The organism is Streptomyces sp. NPDC090077 (assembly GCF_044747545.1).
GTDB lineage: Bacteria > Actinomycetota > Actinomycetes > Streptomycetales > Streptomycetaceae > Streptomyces.
Map to the genome: position 1 here is coordinate 39,025 of NZ_JBIVEG010000018.1, position 18,752 is coordinate 57,776.

Consider the following 18,752-nt stretch of genomic DNA (forward strand, 5'->3'; position numbering starts at 1 on the left):
CCCCGCCCCGCTCCGCCCCGCGCCGAGGGCCGGTGGCGGCTCAGGCCGTCGGGGCGCCGCGCACCGCCAGGTGCCGGGCGAGCACCTCCAGCGCCTGCGTGACCTCGGGCAGCCGCTCCGCCCCGGTCTCGCCCAGCGCCCGGGCCAGCGCCTCCTCGACCTTGGAGCTGCCGGCGGCCCGTACGGCGGCCACCCGCGCGGAGGCCGTGGGGGACTGGCGCACCAGGGTCCGGCGGCGGTCGGCGGGGTCGGGGGCCGTCTCGACCGAGCCGGCCTCGCGCAGCCGGGCGACGGCGCCCGAGACCTGGCTCTGCGGGAGGCCCGTGCGCTGCGCCGTCTCGCCGACGGTGGTGTCCGGGTGCGCCGCGATGTCCCCGGCGACGATCACCACGGAGCGGGTGCCGCCCGCGTACTGCCCGGATCCGCCGGGGGGTTCGGGCAGGGCCTCCTCGCCGAGCTTCATCAGGGCGCGGCCCAGCAGGAAGAGTTCGATTCCGTCCACCGTCCCAAGGTACATCAGAATTGATTCATCGAATCAGATGCATCTCTCTTGATGTATCGGGATGGATGGATTAGCTTGGGTTGCAGGGCGGTGGACGAAGGGTCCGGCGCCGAGAGCCGAAGGAGAGCCGCCATGCCCGGTCTTGCCGTTCCCGGTGCCACCCTCCACTACCAGCTCCAGGGCTCGGGGCCCCTGTTGCTCGTCTCGCAGAGCGGCGAGGGGGACGCGGACCGCACCGTGGACCTGGTCCCGCACCTCACCGACGGCTTCACGGTCCTGACCTACGACCGCCGGGGCCTGTCGCGCAGCCGTCTGGAGCAGCCCGGCCGGACCACCTCGCTCGCCGAGCACGCCGAGGACGTCCACCGACTGCTGGCCGCCGTCACGGACGAGCCGGCCCTGATGCTCGGGTGCAGCCTCGGCGCCGTCATCGGCCTGCACGTCGCCGCCGAACACCCCGGGCAGATCTCCACCCTCGTCGCCCACGAGCCCGTCGCCCCGCGCCTGCTGCCAGACCCCGCCGACCGCGAGCGGCACGCGGCGGAGCTCGTCGAGATCCAGCACCTCTTCCAGGAGGAGGGGCTGCCCGCGGCCGCCCGGGAGGCCGCCCGGGTGCTCGGCATAGACACCAGCGGCAAGGACTACGAGCCGGGCCTCACCCCGCAGCCGATGAGCGAGATGCGGCGCGCCAATTTCGCGTACTTCATCGAGCACGACTTCTCTGCGATCCTCCAGGACACGCTCGACCCGGCCACCGTGGCCGCGAGCACGACCACGACCCGCATCCTCCCGGCCGTCGGGGCCGCCACCCCGTCCACCGTCTTCGACGTCGCGTGCGCCCACGCGCTGGCGGACCTGGTGGGTTCGGAGATACGGGTCTTCCCGGGCGGGCACAACGGCAACACCAGCCACCCCCGGGCCTACGCGGAGCGCCTGCGGGAGGTCCTGACGGCCCGCTGAGGGCCCGCCGACCGGGGCCGCGCCGCGGACGGTGCCGGCGGTGGAGCGTGGCCGGCCCGTCCCGTCAGTCCCGCTCGCTGAGGTGGGCCTCCAGTGCGGCGGCGCCCTGCAGCAGGGCCCGGCCGCGGGCCGACAGGCGGGAGTGCCAGTCGTGCAGGGCGGCTTCCAGGGGCTCCAGGCCGCCGGCCGCGCGGACCTGGGCGATCAGCGGGGCGATCTGCTCCAGCAGGTAGCCGCCGCGCCGGAGTTGGTGGGCGAGGCGGGCGTCGCGCACGGCGGCCTCGTCGTAGACGCGGTACCCGGTCCGGGGGTCGCGGCGCGGATGCACCAGGCCCGCCTTCTCCCACTTGCGCAGGGTCGCGGGCCGGATCCCGAGCTTTGCCGCCAGCGGGCCGACGAACGTGCCGCCCGGCTCGGGGGGCGGGACCGGGGTCAGGTCGCGGAGGGCCTGCTCCACCGCCCGGAGGGTCCGGCGGTCGTCGAGGAGCTGTGCGTGGGTCTCGTCGATGAGCCGGAAGGCCTCGTCGACCGCGTGACCGTTCACCGCCCGCATGACCGCCGCCGCGGTCTGGTGGCCATGGCCCGGCAGCAGGGCCAGGAACGCGCGCAGGGCGCCCGCGTGCAGCGGGGTGTAGACGCGGTAGCCGGCCGCCGTGCGGGCGGCCGCCGGGAGGATGCCGGCCTCCTCGTAGTTCCTGACCGCCTGGGTGGACAGGCCGTGCCGGCGCGCCAGGTCGATCGGCCGCAGCTGTCCGGTGATTTGAGGGTTCTGGCCCATAGGAGGCGAGAGTAGTGGAAAAAGTTTCAACCGAAGGTTCAACGATAGCGTTGAAGGCATGGCGAACCCCATCACAGACACCGTCCACGCCTTCCGTGCTTCCGCCCTCCTGCGGATGCTTCCCGAGCGGCCGCGGCTGCTCGCCCTCGGCGAGCCCACCCACGGCGAAGAGACCCTGCTGCACCTGCGCAACGACCTCTTCCGGCAGCTCGTGGAGGAGGGGTACCGGACCATCGCCATCGAGAGCGACTGCCTGCGGGGCCTCGCCGTGGACGACCACGTCACCTCCGGCGCGGGCGTACTCGACGAGGTCGTCGCGCAGGGCATCAGTCACGGGTGGGGGGCCTCCGCCGCCAACCGCGAGCTGGTGCGCTGGATGCGCGCCCACAACGAAGGCCTCCCGGCCTCCGAGCAGGTCCGCTTCGCCGGCTTCGACGGCTGCCCGCTGGAGGTCACGGGCGCCACGAGCCCCCGGCAGTCCCTCACCGCGCTGCACGGCTACGTCGCCGCCCGGCTGGACGCGGACCTGCTGCCCTGCACGGGGGAGACCCTCGATCGGCTGCTCGGTGCCGACGCACCGTGGACCGAGCCCGCCGCCGTGACGGACCCGGCCCGGTCCGTGGGGCAGTCGGCCGAGGCCGGTCGACTGAGGCTGATCGCCGACGACTTGGCGGCCCTGCTCGACGCGCAGGCGCCCCGGCTGGCCGCGGCGGGCCCGCAGGAGGAGAAGGAGGAGTGGGAGCGGGCGCGGCTGTATGCGCGGACGGCCACCGGCGTGCTGCGCTACCACCACTGGATGGCCGACGGATCGCCCGCCCGGCTGGACCGGCTCATGGGGGTGCGGGACGAGCTGATGGCCCGCAACCTGCTCGCCCTCGCCGAGCGGGGGCCGGTGTTCGTCCACGCCCACAACGGCCACCTCCAGCGGGAGAAGAGCTCGATGCGGATGGGCGGGAAGCGGGTGGAGTGGTGGAGCGCCGGTGCGCTGGTGGACGCCCGTCTCGGTGCGGAGTACGCCTTCGTTGCCACCGCCCTCGGCACGATCCGGCACCGGGGAGTGGACGAGCCGGCGCCGGACACCGTGGAGGGGCTCCTGTACGCCCTCCCGCAGGACCGCTGCCTCGTCGACGCCGGGCGGCTGGCCGGGGTGTTCGGCGACGCCCTCCCCGCGCCGCGCGTATCGCCCTGGTTCGGGTACGCCCCGCTCGACCCGGCCCACCTGGCGGGCGGCGACGGGGTCGTGTTCGTCAAGGACATGGTTCCGGCGTAGCGTTCATTCTTCGCCTATTGCAACGAAAGGGCGGTGATCGTTGCGTTGAATTCAGGGGTGTTGCAACGATTGCATGACTCTGACCTGCAGTGATGAGAGTTCTTCGCAACGAGTGTGTTGCTCGGGTTGTGAACGCGACGTAGCGTTCAGGTCATCGGAAACACCGAGTCGAGGACCTGAGGGAAGAGGAAGAACCATGAAGAACTTCGCCACCGCCACCGCGATCACCACCGTCCTGGACGTTCCGGCCGGGAACATCCGCTTCATCGCCGCGGACCGTGCCGACACGACGGTGGAGGTGCTGCCGGCGAACGCCTCGAAGAGCCGGGACGTGAAGGCGGCGCAGGAGACCACGGTGGAGTTCCGCGAGGGTGTGCTGCGGATCAGCGCGCCGAAGAAGAGCCAGGTGTTCGGGGCTTCGGGTGCGGTCGAGGTCACGGTGAAGCTGCCCGCCGGGTCGAGCGTCGAGGCGAGGACCGCGTCGGCCGAGTTCCGCGGTGTGGGACGGCTGGGCGAGGTGTCGCTGGAGAGCGCGCACGGCACGGTGAAGCTGGACGAGGCGGCCGGGGTGCGGCTGGTGCTGGCTGCCGGGGACGTGGCGGTGGGCCGGCTGGACGGTTCGGCCGACATCCGTACGCAGAAGGGCGATCTGACGATCGCGGAGGCCACGGGCGGGACGGTCACCCTGCGCACCGAGCACGGTGACATCAGCGTCGGTGCGGCCCGGGGGGTCGCGGCCTCCCTGGACGCGGGGACCGCGTACGGCCGGATCAGCAACGCCCTGCGCAACAGCGGCGAGGGCGCGGTGCTGAGCATCCACGCCACCACCTCGTACGGCAACATCACCGCCCTCACCGCCTGAACACGGACGCGGCGGTATGGTCGGCCGGACCCGGGGAGAAGGAGTGCCGTGACGCCCGACATCGTGATCGCCCAGACCACCGTCGACGACGCGGAACGCGCCCGGCTGCTGGCGCACGGGGCGGTGGAGGAGGGGCTCGCGGCCTGTGCACACGTCGACGCCCCCCTCACCGCCGTCTACCGGTGGAAGGGGAGCGTCGAGACGGGCACCGAGTGGCGGATCTCCTACAAGACCGCCCGGGACCGGCTCCCGGCCCTCGCCGAATGGGTCGCCCGGACCCATCCCTACGAGGTCCCGGAGTGGATCGTCCTCCCCGTCGTCGGAGGCTCGGCGGCCTACCTCGGCTGGGTCGAGCGGGAGAGCCGGCAGCCGTGACGCGCACGGCTGCGGTCGGCAACTCGCAGCGGGGCTCGGTACGTTGAGGTGATCCTGGCCGCCCCGCGTACGACAGCACCTCTGCGAGGAATCCCATGAGCCCCACCAGCACCCCGAGCACCGACCCGGCCGCCCGGCTCCGGCGCGCCGTGGCCTTCCGGGCCCTGCACGAGGGGCCCGGCCCCTTCGTCGTCCCGAACCCCTGGGACGCGGGCACCGCCCGGATCCTGGCCTCCTTCGGCTTCGCAGCCCTCGCCACCACCGGCGCCGGCCTCGCGCACAGCCTCGGCCGCCCCGACGGGGCCAACCAGGTCAGCCGCGCGGAGATCCTCGCTAACGCCACCGCGATCGTCGACGCCACCGGACTGCCCGTCACCGCCGATCTGGAGAGCGGCTTCGGCGAGCGCCCCGAGGACGTCGCCGAGACCATCCGCCTCGCCGCCGCGGCCGGCCTGGCCGGCGGCTCGATCGAGGACTCCACCGGCCGCGACGAGGACCCCGTACGGCCGCTCGGCGAGGCCGTCGAGCGCGTCGCCGCCGCCGTGGAGGCGGCACAGGGCCTGGACTTCCCCTTCACCGTCACCGCGCGCGCGGAGAACTTCTTCCAGGGCCGCCCCGACCTCGACGACACCATCCGCCGCCTCCAGGCGTACGAGGCCGCCGGCGCCGACGTGCTCTACGCCCCGGCGCTCCCGGACGCCGAATCCGTCCGCGCCGTCTGCTCCGCCGTCGAACGGCCCGTCAACGTCCTGATGACCGCCGCGCTGAAGCTGTCCGTGGCCGACCTCGGCGCCCTCGGCGTACGCCGGATCAGCACCGGCTCCGCGCTCTCCCGAGCCGCCCTCGGCGCCCTCACCCGCGCCGCCCGCGAGATCACCGGGACGGGCACCTTCGGGTTCGTCGCGGACGCCCTCCCGTACGACGAGGCCAACGCGATGCTGGCCGAAGGCCGCTAGGGAACACCCTCGTCGCCCTCGCCCGGGACGCCGACGGCACCGACCCCGCCGTCAACCCGGACCCTCACGCGCTTTCACTCGAAAGGGTGAATCTGGCTGTCTTTATGTTTGGGGCGGCGGCGCGCCTTTGCCCAGGTGCGGGGCTCGCCACGGCCCTCGGCGGCGCCGTCGTCACCGAGCTGCGCGCGGCAGGCTGGGACACCACCGCGACCCCCGCCCACCGCCCGGTGGCGAACGCATGGATCCCATGGATCCCATGGATCCCGCTGCTCGCGCGCGGGCCGTCCCCGACGGAAGCCGACGCAGCCCCCGGAAACGGGATCGGGCCGGGGGTCGAACACCTTCATGCCGTGAGACAGGACGAACCGCATCATGCCGGACAGCCTTCACCTCTGGATGCGTCACGAGGCCCGCCCCACCGAGCGCCGGGCCCCCCTCACCCCCCAAGACGCCGCCCGCCTCGTCGAGGCCGGCATCCGCGTCACCGTCGAGGAGTCGGACCGCCGCGCCTTCCCCCTCGCCGCCTACGCCGCCGCCAGCTGTGCCACCGCCCCCACCGCCTCCTGGCACGAGCAGGCCCCCGACGACGCGTACGTCCTCGGCCTCAAGGAACTCCCCGCCGGCCCCGACGCCCCCGCCCTGCGCCACCGGCACATCTACTTCGGCCACGCCTACAAGGGCCAGGCCGGCGCCCGCGAGCTGCTGGCCCGCTTCACCGCGGGCGGCGGGGCCCTGCTCGACATGGAGTACCTCACCGACGAAGCGGGCCGCCGCGTCGCCGCGTTCGGCTACTGGGCGGGCTACGTCGGCGCCGCCCTCGCCGTCCTGCACCACCGCGGCGCCCTCACCGCCCCCCTGGCCCCCACCGACCGCCCCGCCCTGGACGCCCTCCTGGCCGCGGGGGTCGACCCTGCCGACCCCACCACCGCCCTCGTCATCGGCGCCCTCGGCCGCTGCGGCCGCGGCGCCTGCGACGCCCTCGTCCGGGCCGGGCTGGAGCCCACCCGCTGGGACCTCGCCGAGACCCGGGACATCGACCGGCCCGCACTCCTCGCGCACGACCTGCTCGTCAACACGGTGCTGACCACCACCCCCGTGCCGCCGTTCCTGACCAAGGCCGACCTCGACGACCCGGACCGCCGGCTCTCCCTGGTCAGCGACGTCACCTGCGACGTCACCTCCGACTGCAACGTCCTGCCCGTCTACGACGAGACCACCACCTGGACCGAACCCGTCCGCACCCTCCGCGGGGGCGAACGCCCCCTCGACCTCATCGCCATCGACAACCTCCCCTCCCTGCTCCCCGTGGAGGCCGCCACCGCCTTCTCCGCCGAACTCACCCCGCACCTGCTGCGCCTGGCCGCCTGGGACGGCGTCTGGTCCCGCGCCCTCCACACCTTCGAGACGGCCGTACGGGCCCAGGAGGTCTCGCTCGACCGGTGAGCGTGAGCGGGGGGGGTACGGGGCTTGCGGTGCGGGCCCGCCATCTCCCCCTAGACCCCCGGCCGCCGGTCGGCGCCTGCCCACCCGCCTCCCCGGGTGCGGGCCGGTGGGGTGGGGAGCGGTAGGCCCTCGGGCGGTCTCGGAGAGGGGCGGGGGTTTCCCGGCAGTCCATCGTCCTTCCGGGGCGGGCCGGTCCCTCAAGGGCGCTCCTTCGTCGCGTCGCTTCGCGATCGCCTACGGCGACCCTTGACCGACCGACCCGCCCCGGAAAGCCGAAAGACTGCCGGGAAGCCCCCGGAGGAACGGTCACGGGGCAGGTGCGGGATGGGCGGGCCCGTCAGTGACGAGGCGAGGGGCCGGGTGTCGGCTACCCGCACGAGAGCTTGGTCAGGGCCTCCTGGGGGCCACCCGAGCGCGACGGATCGCTACGCGCTTCTCCCGGCTTGGCGTCCGGCGACCGTCTGGGGCGTGTGTCACTCGTTCACCGGCCGGACCATCGCCGTGAGCACGGGGGAGTCGGGGGAGGGGCGGACGGGGGCGATCGGCTCGTAGCCCCAGGACTCGTAGAGCCGGAGGACCTTTCCCTCGCCGGCGGCCGGGTTGACCATGAGCGATGCGTACCGTTCCGCGCGGTCGGCCAGCAGGGCGTCGTGGATGCGGCGGGCCAGGCCCGTTCCCCGGTGAGCGGTCGTGACGCCGATCTCCCAGACCGCCAGGGTGGGGGAGCGGGTGTACGCCTCGTCCAGGTCGCCGATCCGCTTCCACCAGAGGTCGCCTGCCTCGACGGTGTTGCCGTACGCGTATCCGACCGGTTGATCCTCGGCGTCGAAGGCGAGGACGGCCGTGAAGCCGGGGGTCCGGCCGTAGCGGTCCAGGCGTTCGGCGACGGTCGGGACGGCGTAGTTCGGGAGGTGGAGGAGGGGCGCCCGGACGTCGGCGTACGCCGTGAGGAGCGGGTCGCGGACCTGCTCCAGTTCGGTGAGGCGGTGCAGGCGGGTCGTCATAGGTCCCGCACCATGACCGCGTAGACGGGGGAGTCGTCGGAAGGCTTGGCTTCGTCCCGCTTCCGGTAGCCCCACCGCTCGTACAGGGCCTGCACCTTCGTGTGGGTGGAGTCCACGAGGAGCGTGGCGAAGTCCACGTCCAGGGAGTGGCGGAGCGCGTCATGGATTCGCTGCGCGCGGCCCGTGCCCTGCCGTGGGAAGGAGCGGACGTCCGGCGCGTCGGAGTGCGTGTACCACTTCAGGTGCATCGTCGTGACTCCTCGATTCAGCTCACTGCCTCGGGCGCCTTCGTGCCCGTGGCCCCGATGACTTGGCGCGTCCTGGCGAGCCTGTTCGCCATACGCTGCGACCGGTCGGGGCGGGAGTTCACCACCGCCGTCGGCAACGTCGAGTCGGCGTGAGGCGTACGTTATCGGACAGTCCGCAGAGGGCGTACAACAATAAGGCATATGAGGGTAGGCTTGGTCCATGGTGAACTCGGAACAAGAGCGCGTGGGACAGCGCATCAAGCGGCTGGAGCAGGAGCTGACCGCCGCCAAGCACGCGGCGCTGCGACCGTTCAAGATCAACGTTCCGCAGTACGGGGTCCTCTACGAGCTCTCGCGGCAGTCGGGGCTCTCCGGTGCGGCCCTCGCCCGTCGCTGCATGGTCACCCCGCAGACCATGTCCTCGGTGCTGTCCAACCTGGAGGGCCGCGGCCTCGTCGAGCGGACCCCGCACCCGATCCACCTCCAGATCCTCGAAGTCCGCCTCACCGCTGCCGGGAAGACGCTGATCCGCGAGGCGGACGTGGTGGTGGAGGAGATCGAGCAGCTGCTCGACGGCAGTTTCGGACCCGGCGAGGCCCGGCCCTTCCTGGAGCAGCTGGAGCGCTGCGAGAAGGCGGTGGCCGCCTGGAGCCCGGGGAAGAAGTAGAGGGAAGAGACGGAGGCGGCGGCCGGCCCGTGGGGGTCGGCCGCCGCCTCCGTCGTTCCGGGGCCGGGGGCGTTTACCAGTCGACCGGTCCGGCGTCGTCGAAGAAGCCGCCCGTGGGGCCGTCCTCGCCGAGGGTGGCCAGGGAGACGACGATCCGGGCCCCCTCCTCGACGGTACGGGTCCCCCGGTGCCCGTTGAGGTCGGTGGCCACGTAGCCCGGGGTGGCCGAGTTGAACTTCAGCGGGGTGCCCTCGAACTCGCGCGCGTAGTGCAGGGTCAGCGAGTTCAGTGCGGCCTTGGAGGAGTTGTAGGCGAGCAGCAGCCGGTGCGGGGAGCCGAAGTCGGCGGCCTTGGCCAGGGACCCGAGGCGGCTGGAGAGGTTGACCACCCGTCCGGCGGGGGCCCGGCGCAGCAGCGGCAGCAGGGCGTGGGTGGTGGCGATGACGCCGAGGACGTTGGTGGCGTGGATCCGGGCGGCCAGGGCTGCGGTGGTCGCGCTGGGCGGGAGGTCGTCCTCGACGATGCCCGCGTTGTTGACCAGGACGTCGAGCCGGCCGTACGTCGCCTCGACGGCCACGGCAGCGGCCTCGACGCTCTCCTCCCGGGTGACGTCGAGGGTGAGGGCGCGGGCGTCGGCGCCGGCCTCGCGCAGGGCGGCCGCCGCGCGCTCGCCCCGGTCGGTGTCGCGGGCGCCGACGAGCACGGTCATCCCGCGCAGGCCCAGCTGACGGGCGGTCTCCCGGCCGATGCCCTTGTTGGCGCCCGTGACGAGGGCGACCGGGCGGGGGTGCTGCGTCTGCGTCATGGTGGTTCTTCCTTCCGAAACGCGGAGTCCGGTACCGGCTGCGCCGGTACCGGACTCCGCTGCTGTGGTCCGAACGGGGTGGGTCAGTAGATGCCGAACATCCGGCAGGGGCCCGCGAAGCCCTTGCGGTGGCGGATCATGCCGATGATGGCGGTGGCGCCGAGGTCGGGGACGGTGTGCAGGTTCGCGATGTTCTCCACGCCGTAGCGCAGGTCGCCCAGGACGATCCGGTGTGCGCCGGGGTCGTCGATCTGGAGGTTCTTCGAGGCGTCGAGGCTCGGGGTGTCGGTGCCCGCGGCCACGATGTTGCGCTCGCGGACGAGGAGTTCGGCCGCGTCGAAGCCCAGCCCGGGGAAGTGGGGGACGCCGTCGGAGTCGCGGTTGATGTAGGCCCCCGGGGTGTCGATGCGGGGGCACCAGTTGGAGTCCATGACGACCAGGGCCCCGTCCGGGATCCGGCCGTGGCGGCTTTCCCAGGCGAGGATGTCGTCGGCGGTCAGGGTGGTGTCGGGGTCCTTGGCGGCCCGGTCGCCGATGCGGATGACGACGAGCGGGGCGATGAGCCGGTCGACGGGGATCTCGTCGGTGTAGACGGGGCCGTCGACGAGGTGGGCCGGGCCGTCGACGTGGGTGCCGGTGTGCTCGTCGATCTCCAGCTTGTTGGCGTTGAAGCCTTCGGAGGCTATGTCGGCGAAGTGCTGGATGTTGGGCTTGAGCACGATGGGTTCCAGCACGGGGAAGTCGTTGCCGAAGGCGTGCGTGAGGTCGCTGACCCGGCTGCCCCGGATGAGCGGGGCGGGGGTCCGGGGGCGCTCGGCCGGCCGGGCGCCGTCGTGCTCCTGGGCCGCGTCGGACGCGGCGTTCGCGTCGGCGGCGTGGCCGGCGCAGCTGTGTCCGGGCTCGCCGTGGACCAGCTCCATCACCTGGGGGCTGCACATGGGACGGGAACTCCTTGGGAGAGGGGGAGAAGGGAGGAGGGGGGCGGGCGGCGGCCGGGGGGGGGGCCGGCCGCCGCCCGTGGGGGAGGGGCTCAGACGGCGGCGGTGTCCAGGACGGCGGTGTCCACGACGCGGGTGCCGCGGATCAGCCAGGTCGGGCCCTGGGCGATGCCGTCGATGCGCTCGAAGAACTTGGCGAAGTGCGGGCCGGACATGTGCCGGTCGAAGGAGGCGGCGTCGTCGTAGACCTCGTCGAGGTAGAAGCGGTTGGGGTCCACCTCGTCCTCGACGAGTTCGAAGCGCTGGGTGAACGGCTCGTCCACGGCCGAGTCGCGGGCGTCCGCGTGGGCGGCGGCGATGAACGTCTCGCGGTGCTCGGGCTGGACGTCGAAGGCGACGGCGACGTGGTACATCGGAGTACTCCTGGGGGTGGGGACGTACGGAACGGGGGTGGTGGGGTGGTCAGTCGCGCAGGGCGGGCGCCTTGGGCGCCGCGGCCGCGGCGGCGACCGGAGCGGCGGCCGCCACCGGGGCGGCGGACTCGCCGCGGCGGCGCGGGCGCACGGCCCGGTCGCGGCCGGAGCGCAGTCCGAGGACCAGCTCGGGGAGGGTGAAGGCGGCCAGCAGCACCAGGGAGACGGTCCAGCCGCCGGTGGCGCCGTGCAGCAGGCCGAGGAGCAGCGGGCCGGCGATGCCTCCGGCGAGGTAGCCGATGGTCTGCACCATGCCCGAAAGCTGGGCGGCGGTCTGCGGGTTGGGCGAGCGCATGCCGATGAAGGTCAGGGCCATGGCGTGCCCCGCGCCCAGGGTGACACCGAGGACGGCGACCCACAGGGCGGCCGCGGCCGGGAGCCAGAGGAGGCCCAGCAGGCTCACCGCTCCGCCCACCGCGATGGCGACGACCATCGGAGCGGTGCCCTTGCGGCCGACGAGGATCGGGGCGAACAGCGCGCCGGGCACGCTGACCAGCATCGCGACGGAGAGCAGCGCGCCGGAGGAGGAGTTGCTGTAGCCGAGGTCGGCGAGGATGGTGGGCAGCCAGCCCAGGGCGGTGAAGTACACCAGGGCGCGCAGCGCCAGGTAGCCGGTCACCTGCCAGGCCATCGCGTCGCCGAGCAGCGAGCCCTGGTCGGGCGCGGGGCCGGTGGCCGTGGCGGGCTTGGAGCCCTTGAGCAGCGGCAGCCAGGCGACGAGGCCGACCACGGCCGGGACGACCCACAGGGCGAGGGAGCCGCTCCAGCTGTCGGTGGCGTCGCGCAGGGGGACGGCGAAGCCCGCCGCGAGGGCGGCGCCGGCGCTGAGGATGCCCGTGCCGATGCCGGTGAAGAGGCGCACCCGGTCGGGGAACGCGCTCTTGATGACCGCCGGCATCAGGACGTTGCCGATCGCCAGGCCCGCGCCGGCCAGGGCGGTGCCGACGAACATGGCCCAGACGGCGTGGTCCAGCCGGAGCAGGATGCCCGCGATCAGCAGGACGAAGCCGAGGACCAGGGCGCCGGGGGTGCCCATGCGGCGGGAGAGGGCGGGGGAGACCGCCGCGAAGATGCCCAGGCACAGCACGGGCAGGGTGGTGAGCAGACTGATGGCCGAGTCGCTGAGCGCGAGGGACTGCTGTAAGTCGTCGAGTACGGGCGAGACGCTGCCGATGGCGGGGCGCAGGTTCAGCGCCAGCAGGCTCAGCCCCACGGTCGTGGCCACGGTGCTCGCGCGGGTACCTGATCGGTGGTCGGACACGGAGCTCCTCCTAACCGGGAACATAAGAGAGGTACGGGGTACGGTTTCGATGCAGTAGATGATGCATGACGACCATAAGATGTCTTACATCTAGGTGTCAATCGATTGGTGTAAGGAACCTGTCAGTTCGGGGACGCGCCGGCCGTGACCGGCCCGTCCCCGAACAGCCTGGTGTGCAGGGACCGTTCCACGGAGTGCCGCAGCACCGCCCGCCGCTGCCGGACCGTCCGGGCGCGCAGCAGTGCCCGGACATCGGCCTCCTCGTCCGCCCCGGCGGAGGAAGGGGCGGCGGCGTACCCGCTGTCGAGGGTGTGCGTGTGCATGGCAGTGCCTTTCTCGAACGGGGCGGTGGGCGGGAGCGGGCGGATACGGGCGGGTCAGCGGACGGCGGCCAGCTCCTGGGTGCGCGGCCGGGCGCAGGCGGTGGGGGCCCAGTCGGCCAGCACGGCCCCCACGGTCATCCCGCCGCCGAACCCGGCCAGCAGGACGCTGTCCCCGTCGGCGAACAGGCCCGCGCGGTGCGCGAGGTCCAGGGTGACGGGCACGGAGGCCGAGCCCGTGTTGCCGTACCGCTCGATCGCCAGGTGCATGGTGGCGCCGGACAGGCCGAGGGCCGGCCAGACCTCGCCCAGCATCACCGCGTTGGCCTGGTGCGGGACGAAGTGCCGGATGTGCTCGGGACGCGCCCCGGCCTTCGCCAGCAGGTCGTGCAGCGCGCCCGGCAGGTTGTCCTGGACGAAGCTGCGCACACCGCGTCCGTCCATCCGGAAGAAGTGGGCGCCCTCGCGCAGGGTGCGGTCGTTGGCCGGCATCCGGCTGCCGCCCGCCGGAACGCTGATCAGCCGGTACTGGTCCCCGCGCGTGAGCAGGCTCGTCTCGCGTATGCCCCGGTCCGCGGCGACCGTGCCGAGCAGCACCGCCCCGGCCCCGTCCCCGAACAGGATGGCGGTCTTGGGGTCGGAGTGGTCGAGGATCCGGGAGTAGATGTCCGCGCCGATCACCAGGGCGTGGCGCCCCGGCTCGGCGGCCCGCAGCAGCCGCTCCGCCACCGTGGTGGCGTAGACGAAGCCGCTGCACACGGCGTTGATGTCGAAGGCGGCGGCGTTCTCCGCCCCGATCAGGTGCTGCACGATGCTCGCCGTCGCCGGCTGCGGGTGGTCGGGCGTGGACGTGGCCAGCACGATGTACGCCACGTCCCGCGCGGCCACGCCCGCCTGTTCCAGGGCCGCCCGGGCCGCCCGGGCCGCCAGGTCGGAGGTGGCGTCGCGGTCGTCGGCCCGGCGCCGCTCGCGGATGCCGGTCTTGCGCACGATCCACTCGTCGGTCACCCCCGCACTGCGGGCGACCTCCTCGTTGCCGACCACCGTGGACGGCAGATAGGAGCCGGTGGCCAGGATTCCGATGCGATTCATGGTCTCTCCAGAGGTGGGGCGGGCCGCCGGACGCGGCCCGCCACGAGGTCAGGCACGTCCGCCGGAGGCCAGCCGCCGCCAGCCGTGGCGGCGGGCGTGGGCGGCCAGTTCGGGGTCGTCGCCCACGGCGACCGGGCGTCCCACCGCGCCGAGCAGCGGCAGGTCGCTGGAGTGGTCGCCGTAACCCGAGCACGCGGCGAGGTCGAAGCCGCGCAGGGCCGCGCTCAGCTCCACCGCGCGCCCCTTGGCCGCGCCGATCATCGGGACCAGCACCTCGCCGGTGAGCAGACCGCGCCGCACCACCGGGCGCGAACCCAGCGCGTGGTCGGCGCCGATGTCCTCGGCGACGGGCTGGAGACAGGCGAAGAAGGAGCCCGAGAGCAGGACCACGGAGCGCCCCGCCGCCCGGTGCGCGCGCAGTTCCCGGGCCACCTCGGGGACGTACGGGCCGCCGGGCTGTGCCTGCTCGTGGGCGAACCAGGACCGCCCGCTGCGCTCCAGGAGCCCGACCGGCTCGCCCGCGAGCAGCCGGTAGTAGCGCCGGTTGACCTGCTCCCGGGGCTCACCGCGCCGGGCCGCGGCCCGCAGGCCGTCCGCCAGCCGTTCGTAGGTGGCCGGCGGCTCGCCGCGCCGGCGCAGGTGGAACGCGAGGAAGCGGAACATGCTCTTCATGTGGATCAGGGTCTCGTCCACGTCGCTGAACGCCGCGCCGCTCACCGCCCCCGCCGCGGTGCCGGCCGGCACCGCCTCCCGTGCTCCGGCCGTTGCCGTCGTCGCGGCCGTCATCGTCGTCATCTGCGCGTGGCCTCCTTCCGCTTCAGGCCGTCAGGCGGGTCAGGACGAAGGAGAAGACGCACAGCGACTCGCCCCGCTGGGTCGCCTCCACCCGCACGGGCACCTGCTGGAGCGGCGGCGCGCCCGCCCCGTCCGCTTCCTCCGCCTCCAGGACGCCGCCCTGGGTGTAGAGGGGGCCGTCGTACGGACCGCCGTCGGCCCGGGCGGTCAGCACCGTCTCGTCCTCCAGCTCGCCGAACCGGGTGAAGACCACGTCCACTTCGGTGACGAGGGTCTTCGCGCCGGCCAGCCCCCGGATGTCCAGGGCGGCGAACAGGGCCAGCTGGCGGGCCCCCTCGGCGATGACCATGCCCGGCAGGTGGTCCTGCGGGTGGTCGAACAGGCTGGCGTGCTGCGCCGGTATCCGCAGCAGGGCCTGCGCGGTGTCCCCGGCGACCACGGTGTCCACCAGGACCACGTTGTCCGGGTTGGCCCGTCCGACCAGGTGCGGCGCCAGCGGCGTGCCCGGCGTGCTCGCCGGGTACGCGGCCGAGGACGGCAGCGCCAGCCCGTCGCGGTTGTTGAGCCGCAGGGTGAGGTAGCCGGTCGGCGTCTTGAAGCGCAGCCCGACGGCCGCCTGCCCGATCACCACGCCGCCCACGGTCAGGTCGATCTCGTAGTCCAGGCCGGTGACCCGGCCCTCGCGTTCCTTGCGGTCCACGATGGTGACCCGCAGGGCCAGCGCGATCGGCGCGGATCTCACCACCACCATCTGCGGCCGGTCCAGGCGCAGCCGCAGGTGCGTCAGGATGAACTTGTTGTCCGACGGGACGCCGTAGAAGCGGTGCGCCCCGGCCAGGGTGGCCTGCCGGCAGGCCTCCAGGAGCAGCAACGGGTCGTAGCAGCCGGGGCGCAGCAGGTGGTCCCCGTAGTAGGCGTGCGAGCGGGGCAGCTGGGCGCCCGCCGCGTAGCGCTGTTCGTCGATCGGCTGGAGGTCGGTCAGGAAGACCTCTCCCAGGGCGTCCCGGTGGACCAGCAGCCGGTCCACGGTACGTGAGTAGTCCAGGGCGGGGAGCGCGGCGGACGGCGCGGGCGGCGCGGGCGCGGCCACGGGCGCGGCGGCGGGTGCAGTGGTCATGGGGCCTGGCTTCCTGTCGCGGTGGTGGTGGTTCCCGTTGGTGGGTCGGTGCGCGTACGGGGGAGGTGGCCGCGGCGGCCCGGGGCCGGGCCGCCGCGGCCGCGCCGGTCCCGCCGGCGGGGGAGGCGGCGGGGCGGCGGGTTCAGGCCGGGTAGACGTCGCCCGGCAGCTTGCGGTCGGCGCCGACCGTGCCGATGTGCCAGTACGGGTACGGCGCCGGGGTCTCGCTGACCTTGTCGAGGCGGGCCAGCTCGTCCTCGGTGAGGGTCCACTCCATCGCCCGGAGGTTGTCGGCCAGCTGGTGCGGCTTGGTCGCGCCGACCACCGCCGAGGCGATCGCGGGCTTGGCCAGCACCCAGTTGAGCGCGACCTGGGCCACGGTCGCCCCGCGGTCCTCGGCGATCTGCGCCATGGCGTCGACGATGTCGTACGCCTGGTCGGGGTCGGTCAGCGGCGCCGACTCGGCGGCCGTGCGCTGGGAGAGCCGGCTGCCCTCGGGACGGCCCTCGCCCCGGCGGTACTTGCCGGTGAGGAAGCCCCCGGCCAGCGGCGACCAGGCGGTGATGCCGACGTTCTGGTCGACGGCGAGCGGGATGATCTCGCGCTCCAGGTCGCGGGCGGCGATGTTGTAGTAGCCCTGGTAGCAGACGAAGCGGTTCAGGTTGCGGCGCTCGGAGACCGACAGGGCCTTCATCAGCTGCCAGCCGGCGAAGTTGGAGACGCCGATGTAGCGGACCTTGCCGGAGCGGACCAGGTCGTCGAGCACGCGCAGGGTCTCGTCCAGCGAGGTCCGCGGGTCGAAGCCGTGGATGTGGTAGAGGTCGATGTAGTCGGTGTCCAGCCGCCGCAGGCTGGCCTCGACGGCCGCGATCAGGTGGTGGCGGGTGGCGCCGACGTCGTTCGGGTCGTCGGTGATGCGCCAGCGGCCCTTGGTGCCGATGACGACGCGGTCGCGGACCTTCTTCAGGGTGCGGCCGAAGAACTCCTCGCCCATGCCGTTCTTGTAGACGTCCGCGGTGTCGAAGAAGTTGATGCCGGCGTCGAGGGCCTGGTCCATCATCGCCAGCACGTTGGAGTCGTCGACGGTGCCGAACTCGGACCAGTTGCGGTCGTCGGCCCCCAGGAAGCTCGCCGCGCCGCCGAAGGTCATGGCGCCGAAGCACAGTTCGGACACGGACAGGCCGGTGTCGCCGAGGTAGCGGTAGCGCATCTTCTCTTCTCCTGCGATCGGTGTATAAGATTGCGATGAACCATAAGACATCTGATAGTAGTCGTCAATGAGATGGAGGAGCGTTCATGTCCACCACCCCGCCCCCGGAGCCCGAGCCCTACGACGTGCTGGTCGTCGGCGCCGGACCGACCGGGATGACGGCCGCCTGCGAACTCCTGCGCCGCGGCGTGCGCGTACGCGTCGTCGACCGGGCCCCCGAGCCCTCACCGCTCCCCAAGGCCCTGCTGGTGTGGCCGCGCAGCCTCGACCTCTTCGAGGACCTCGGCATCCTCGACGACCTGCGCGCCGCCGCCCTCCAGATCAACGCGTTCAGCTACTTCTCCGACCGCACCCGGCTGGCGACCTTCGACTTCCCCCAGCACCTCGCCCCGCTCTGCCTCCCGCAGAACGAGACCGAGGAGATCCTGCGCCGCCGCATGCACGCCCTCGGCGGCAAGGTCGAGCACGGCGTGCGCCTGCTCACCCTGGAGGACCTCGACTTCGCCGGCCGCATCGACGGGACCGCTCCCGTCACCGCCGTACTGGAACACGCCGACGGCCGCATAGAACGCACCCGCGCCCCCTTCGTCATCGGCACCGACGGAGCCTCCAGCGCGGTCCGCGCCCAGCTCGGCAGCGGATTCGAAGGCAGCACCTACGAGAGCGCCTTCGCCCTCGTCGACGCCCGGATCGAGGGCACCCTCCCGCCCGACCAGGCCCTCTACTACCAGTCGCCCGCCGGGGCCCTCGTCATCGTCGCCCTCCCCGACGGGGTCTACCGGTTCTTCTCCAGCCTCGCCCCCGGCGAGAACGCCGGCAAGGAGCGGATGCAGCAGATCGTCGACGAACGCGGCCCGCGCGGGGTCCGCCTCCTCGAACCCCTCTGGGAGACCGTCTTCCGCATCCACGCCCGGCACGCCGGCACCTACCAGCTCGGCCGCGTCTTCATCGCCGGCGACGCCGCCCACGTGCACAGCCCGGCCGGCGGCCAGGGCATGAACACCGGGATGCAGGACGCCCACAACCTCGCCTGGAAGATCGCCGCCGTCGTCCGCGGCGAGGCCCCGGCCGCACTGCTCCGCGACTACGGGGCCGAACGCTCCGCGGTGGTCCGCCGGGTGGTCCGCGACACCGACATCCAGACCCGCGGCTGGCTGGTCCGCGGCCGGCTCGCCGTCGCCGCCCGCGACGCCGCCTTCCGCGCCGCCGAACGCACCGGCGCCTTCAGGCTCTACGCCCCCGTCATGGCCGGCCGCCGCCTCTCCTACCCCGCGCAGCGCCCCACCCAGCTGCCGTCCGGCCGCGGCGGCTGCGCCGCCCGCGCGAAACTGCCCGGGGCGCTGGAGGTGGGCGCCGTCTTCCCGCGCGAGCTGGCCCTCGCCCACGGCATCGCCGGGCCGGGCGCGCAGGCGCCGGGCTGGACCCTCGCCGTCGTCTGCCGGGGCACGGCCGCCGCCTGGCGCACCCAGCTCCGCGCCCTCGCCGCCCCCTGGCCCCAGGTGCGCGCCGTGGACCTGGCCGCCGGCTCCGCCCGCCGCCCGACCGGCTGCGGCCGGGCCGGCTACTACCTGATCCGGCCCGACGGGCACATCGCCGCGCACGGCCACGAGCGCGACACCGGGCGGCTGCTGGAGGAACTCGCCGCATGGCTGGGCCCGGCCGCACGGGACTGACAC

Annotated in this window: 21 protein-coding genes; 8 read left to right on the top strand and 13 right to left on the bottom strand. The window is 73.5% G+C overall.

From position 1 onward, the window contains the following. Positions 1-40 precede the first annotated feature (40 nt). On the bottom strand, positions 41-463 hold the full coding sequence (locus ACIPW5_RS26330) for a MarR family transcriptional regulator (RefSeq protein ID WP_401249835.1): 423 nt from the start codon (positions 461-463) through the stop codon (positions 41-43). Positions 464-634: 171 nt separating this feature from the next. On the opposite strand from ACIPW5_RS26330, the gene ACIPW5_RS26335 reads away from it, so the two are divergent. Continuing rightward, the gene (locus ACIPW5_RS26335) at positions 635-1,462 is read left to right on the top strand and encodes an alpha/beta fold hydrolase (RefSeq protein WP_401249562.1); all 828 of its coding nucleotides are present in this window, start codon (positions 635-637) and stop codon (positions 1,460-1,462) included. 64 nt (positions 1,463-1,526) lie between these two features. Here ACIPW5_RS26335 and ACIPW5_RS26340 read toward each other — a convergent pair whose 3' ends face one another. Then, a complete protein-coding gene (locus ACIPW5_RS26340; RefSeq protein WP_401249565.1) occupies positions 1,527-2,240 on the bottom strand; it encodes a TioE family transcriptional regulator in 714 nt (237 codons plus the stop codon). Between the two features lie 58 nt (positions 2,241-2,298). On the opposite strand from ACIPW5_RS26340, the gene ACIPW5_RS26345 reads away from it, so the two are divergent. From ACIPW5_RS26345 to ACIPW5_RS26365, 5 genes are all read left to right on the top strand, one after another. Further along, positions 2,299-3,510 (top strand): erythromycin esterase family protein, encoded by a 1,212-nt coding sequence (locus ACIPW5_RS26345; RefSeq protein WP_401249567.1) that lies wholly within the window; start codon positions 2,299-2,301, stop codon positions 3,508-3,510. 196 nt (positions 3,511-3,706) lie between these two features. After that, positions 3,707-4,372: a DUF4097 family beta strand repeat-containing protein gene (locus ACIPW5_RS26350; protein ID WP_401249570.1), complete on the top strand. Its 666-nt coding sequence runs from the start codon at positions 3,707-3,709 to the stop codon at positions 4,370-4,372. A gap of 48 nt (positions 4,373-4,420) precedes the next feature. Next, positions 4,421-4,747, top strand: a complete 327-nt coding sequence (gene cutA, locus ACIPW5_RS26355) for a divalent-cation tolerance protein CutA (RefSeq protein WP_401249573.1) — start codon at positions 4,421-4,423, stop codon at positions 4,745-4,747. Positions 4,748-4,842: 95 nt separating this feature from the next. Continuing rightward, complete coding sequence (locus ACIPW5_RS26360) at positions 4,843-5,703, top strand: oxaloacetate decarboxylase (protein WP_401249576.1); 861 nt, start codon at positions 4,843-4,845, stop codon at positions 5,701-5,703. Between the two features lie 372 nt (positions 5,704-6,075). Next, positions 6,076-7,146: a saccharopine dehydrogenase gene (locus tag ACIPW5_RS26365; RefSeq protein WP_401249578.1), complete on the top strand. Its 1,071-nt coding sequence runs from the start codon at positions 6,076-6,078 to the stop codon at positions 7,144-7,146. A gap of 473 nt (positions 7,147-7,619) precedes the next feature. Here the strand turns inward: ACIPW5_RS26365 and ACIPW5_RS26370 are convergent, their stop codons facing one another. Further along, positions 7,620-8,150 (bottom strand): GNAT family N-acetyltransferase, encoded by a 531-nt coding sequence (locus ACIPW5_RS26370; protein ID WP_401249580.1) that lies wholly within the window; start codon positions 8,148-8,150, stop codon positions 7,620-7,622. After that, positions 8,147-8,398 carry a hypothetical protein gene (locus tag ACIPW5_RS26375; protein WP_401249582.1) on the bottom strand — a complete coding sequence of 84 codons (252 nt, stop codon included), beginning with the start codon at positions 8,396-8,398 and terminating at the stop codon, positions 8,147-8,149. Before ACIPW5_RS26375 ends, ACIPW5_RS26370 begins: the two co-directional genes overlap by 4 nt. A 220-nt stretch (positions 8,399-8,618) precedes the next feature. Here ACIPW5_RS26375 and ACIPW5_RS26380 point away from each other — a divergent pair, with 220 nt between their 5' ends. Further along, the gene (locus ACIPW5_RS26380; protein ID WP_401249585.1) at positions 8,619-9,065 is read left to right on the top strand and encodes a MarR family winged helix-turn-helix transcriptional regulator; all 447 of its coding nucleotides are present in this window, start codon (positions 8,619-8,621) and stop codon (positions 9,063-9,065) included. Positions 9,066-9,138: 73 nt separating this feature from the next. On the opposite strand, the gene ACIPW5_RS26385 is transcribed toward ACIPW5_RS26380, so the two are convergent. The 9 genes from ACIPW5_RS26385 to ACIPW5_RS26425 form a co-directional block, all read right to left on the bottom strand. After that, complete coding sequence (locus tag ACIPW5_RS26385; RefSeq protein ID WP_401249588.1) at positions 9,139-9,870, bottom strand: SDR family oxidoreductase; 732 nt, start codon at positions 9,868-9,870, stop codon at positions 9,139-9,141. Positions 9,871-9,953: 83 nt separating this feature from the next. After that, positions 9,954-10,808 carry a cyclase family protein gene (locus ACIPW5_RS26390; RefSeq protein ID WP_401249590.1) on the bottom strand — a complete coding sequence of 285 codons (855 nt, stop codon included), beginning with the start codon at positions 10,806-10,808 and terminating at the stop codon, positions 9,954-9,956. 92 nt (positions 10,809-10,900) lie between these two features. Next, positions 10,901-11,221, bottom strand: coding sequence for a putative quinol monooxygenase (locus ACIPW5_RS26395; protein WP_331719313.1), 321 nt, complete (start codon positions 11,219-11,221; stop codon positions 10,901-10,903). 49 nt (positions 11,222-11,270) lie between these two features. Beyond that, positions 11,271-12,542 carry an MFS transporter gene (locus ACIPW5_RS26400; RefSeq protein WP_401249593.1) on the bottom strand — a complete coding sequence of 424 codons (1,272 nt, stop codon included), beginning with the start codon at positions 12,540-12,542 and terminating at the stop codon, positions 11,271-11,273. A gap of 122 nt (positions 12,543-12,664) precedes the next feature. Continuing rightward, positions 12,665-12,865, bottom strand: coding sequence for a hypothetical protein (locus ACIPW5_RS26405; protein WP_401249596.1), 201 nt, complete (start codon positions 12,863-12,865; stop codon positions 12,665-12,667). Between the two features lie 54 nt (positions 12,866-12,919). Beyond that, positions 12,920-13,954 (bottom strand): 3-oxoacyl-ACP synthase III family protein, encoded by a 1,035-nt coding sequence (locus tag ACIPW5_RS26410; protein WP_401249598.1) that lies wholly within the window; start codon positions 13,952-13,954, stop codon positions 12,920-12,922. Between the two features lie 48 nt (positions 13,955-14,002). Then, entirely contained in the window at positions 14,003-14,749 is a 747-nt protein-coding gene (locus ACIPW5_RS26415; RefSeq protein WP_401249601.1) for an HAD family hydrolase, read from the bottom strand. Positions 14,750-14,771: 22 nt separating this feature from the next. Further along, on the bottom strand, positions 14,772-15,866 hold the full coding sequence (locus tag ACIPW5_RS26420; RefSeq protein ID WP_401249604.1) for a ScbA/BarX family gamma-butyrolactone biosynthesis protein: 1,095 nt from the start codon (positions 15,864-15,866) through the stop codon (positions 14,772-14,774). A 142-nt stretch (positions 15,867-16,008) separates the two neighbouring features. Continuing rightward, positions 16,009-17,076 carry an aldo/keto reductase gene (locus ACIPW5_RS26425; RefSeq protein ID WP_401249607.1) on the bottom strand — a complete coding sequence of 356 codons (1,068 nt, stop codon included), beginning with the start codon at positions 17,074-17,076 and terminating at the stop codon, positions 16,009-16,011. A gap of 86 nt (positions 17,077-17,162) precedes the next feature. Between ACIPW5_RS26425 and ACIPW5_RS26430 the strand changes: the two genes are divergently transcribed. Next, on the top strand, positions 17,163-18,749 hold the full coding sequence (locus ACIPW5_RS26430; RefSeq protein ID WP_401249610.1) for an FAD-dependent monooxygenase: 1,587 nt from the start codon (positions 17,163-17,165) through the stop codon (positions 18,747-18,749). Positions 18,750-18,752 lie beyond the last annotated feature (3 nt).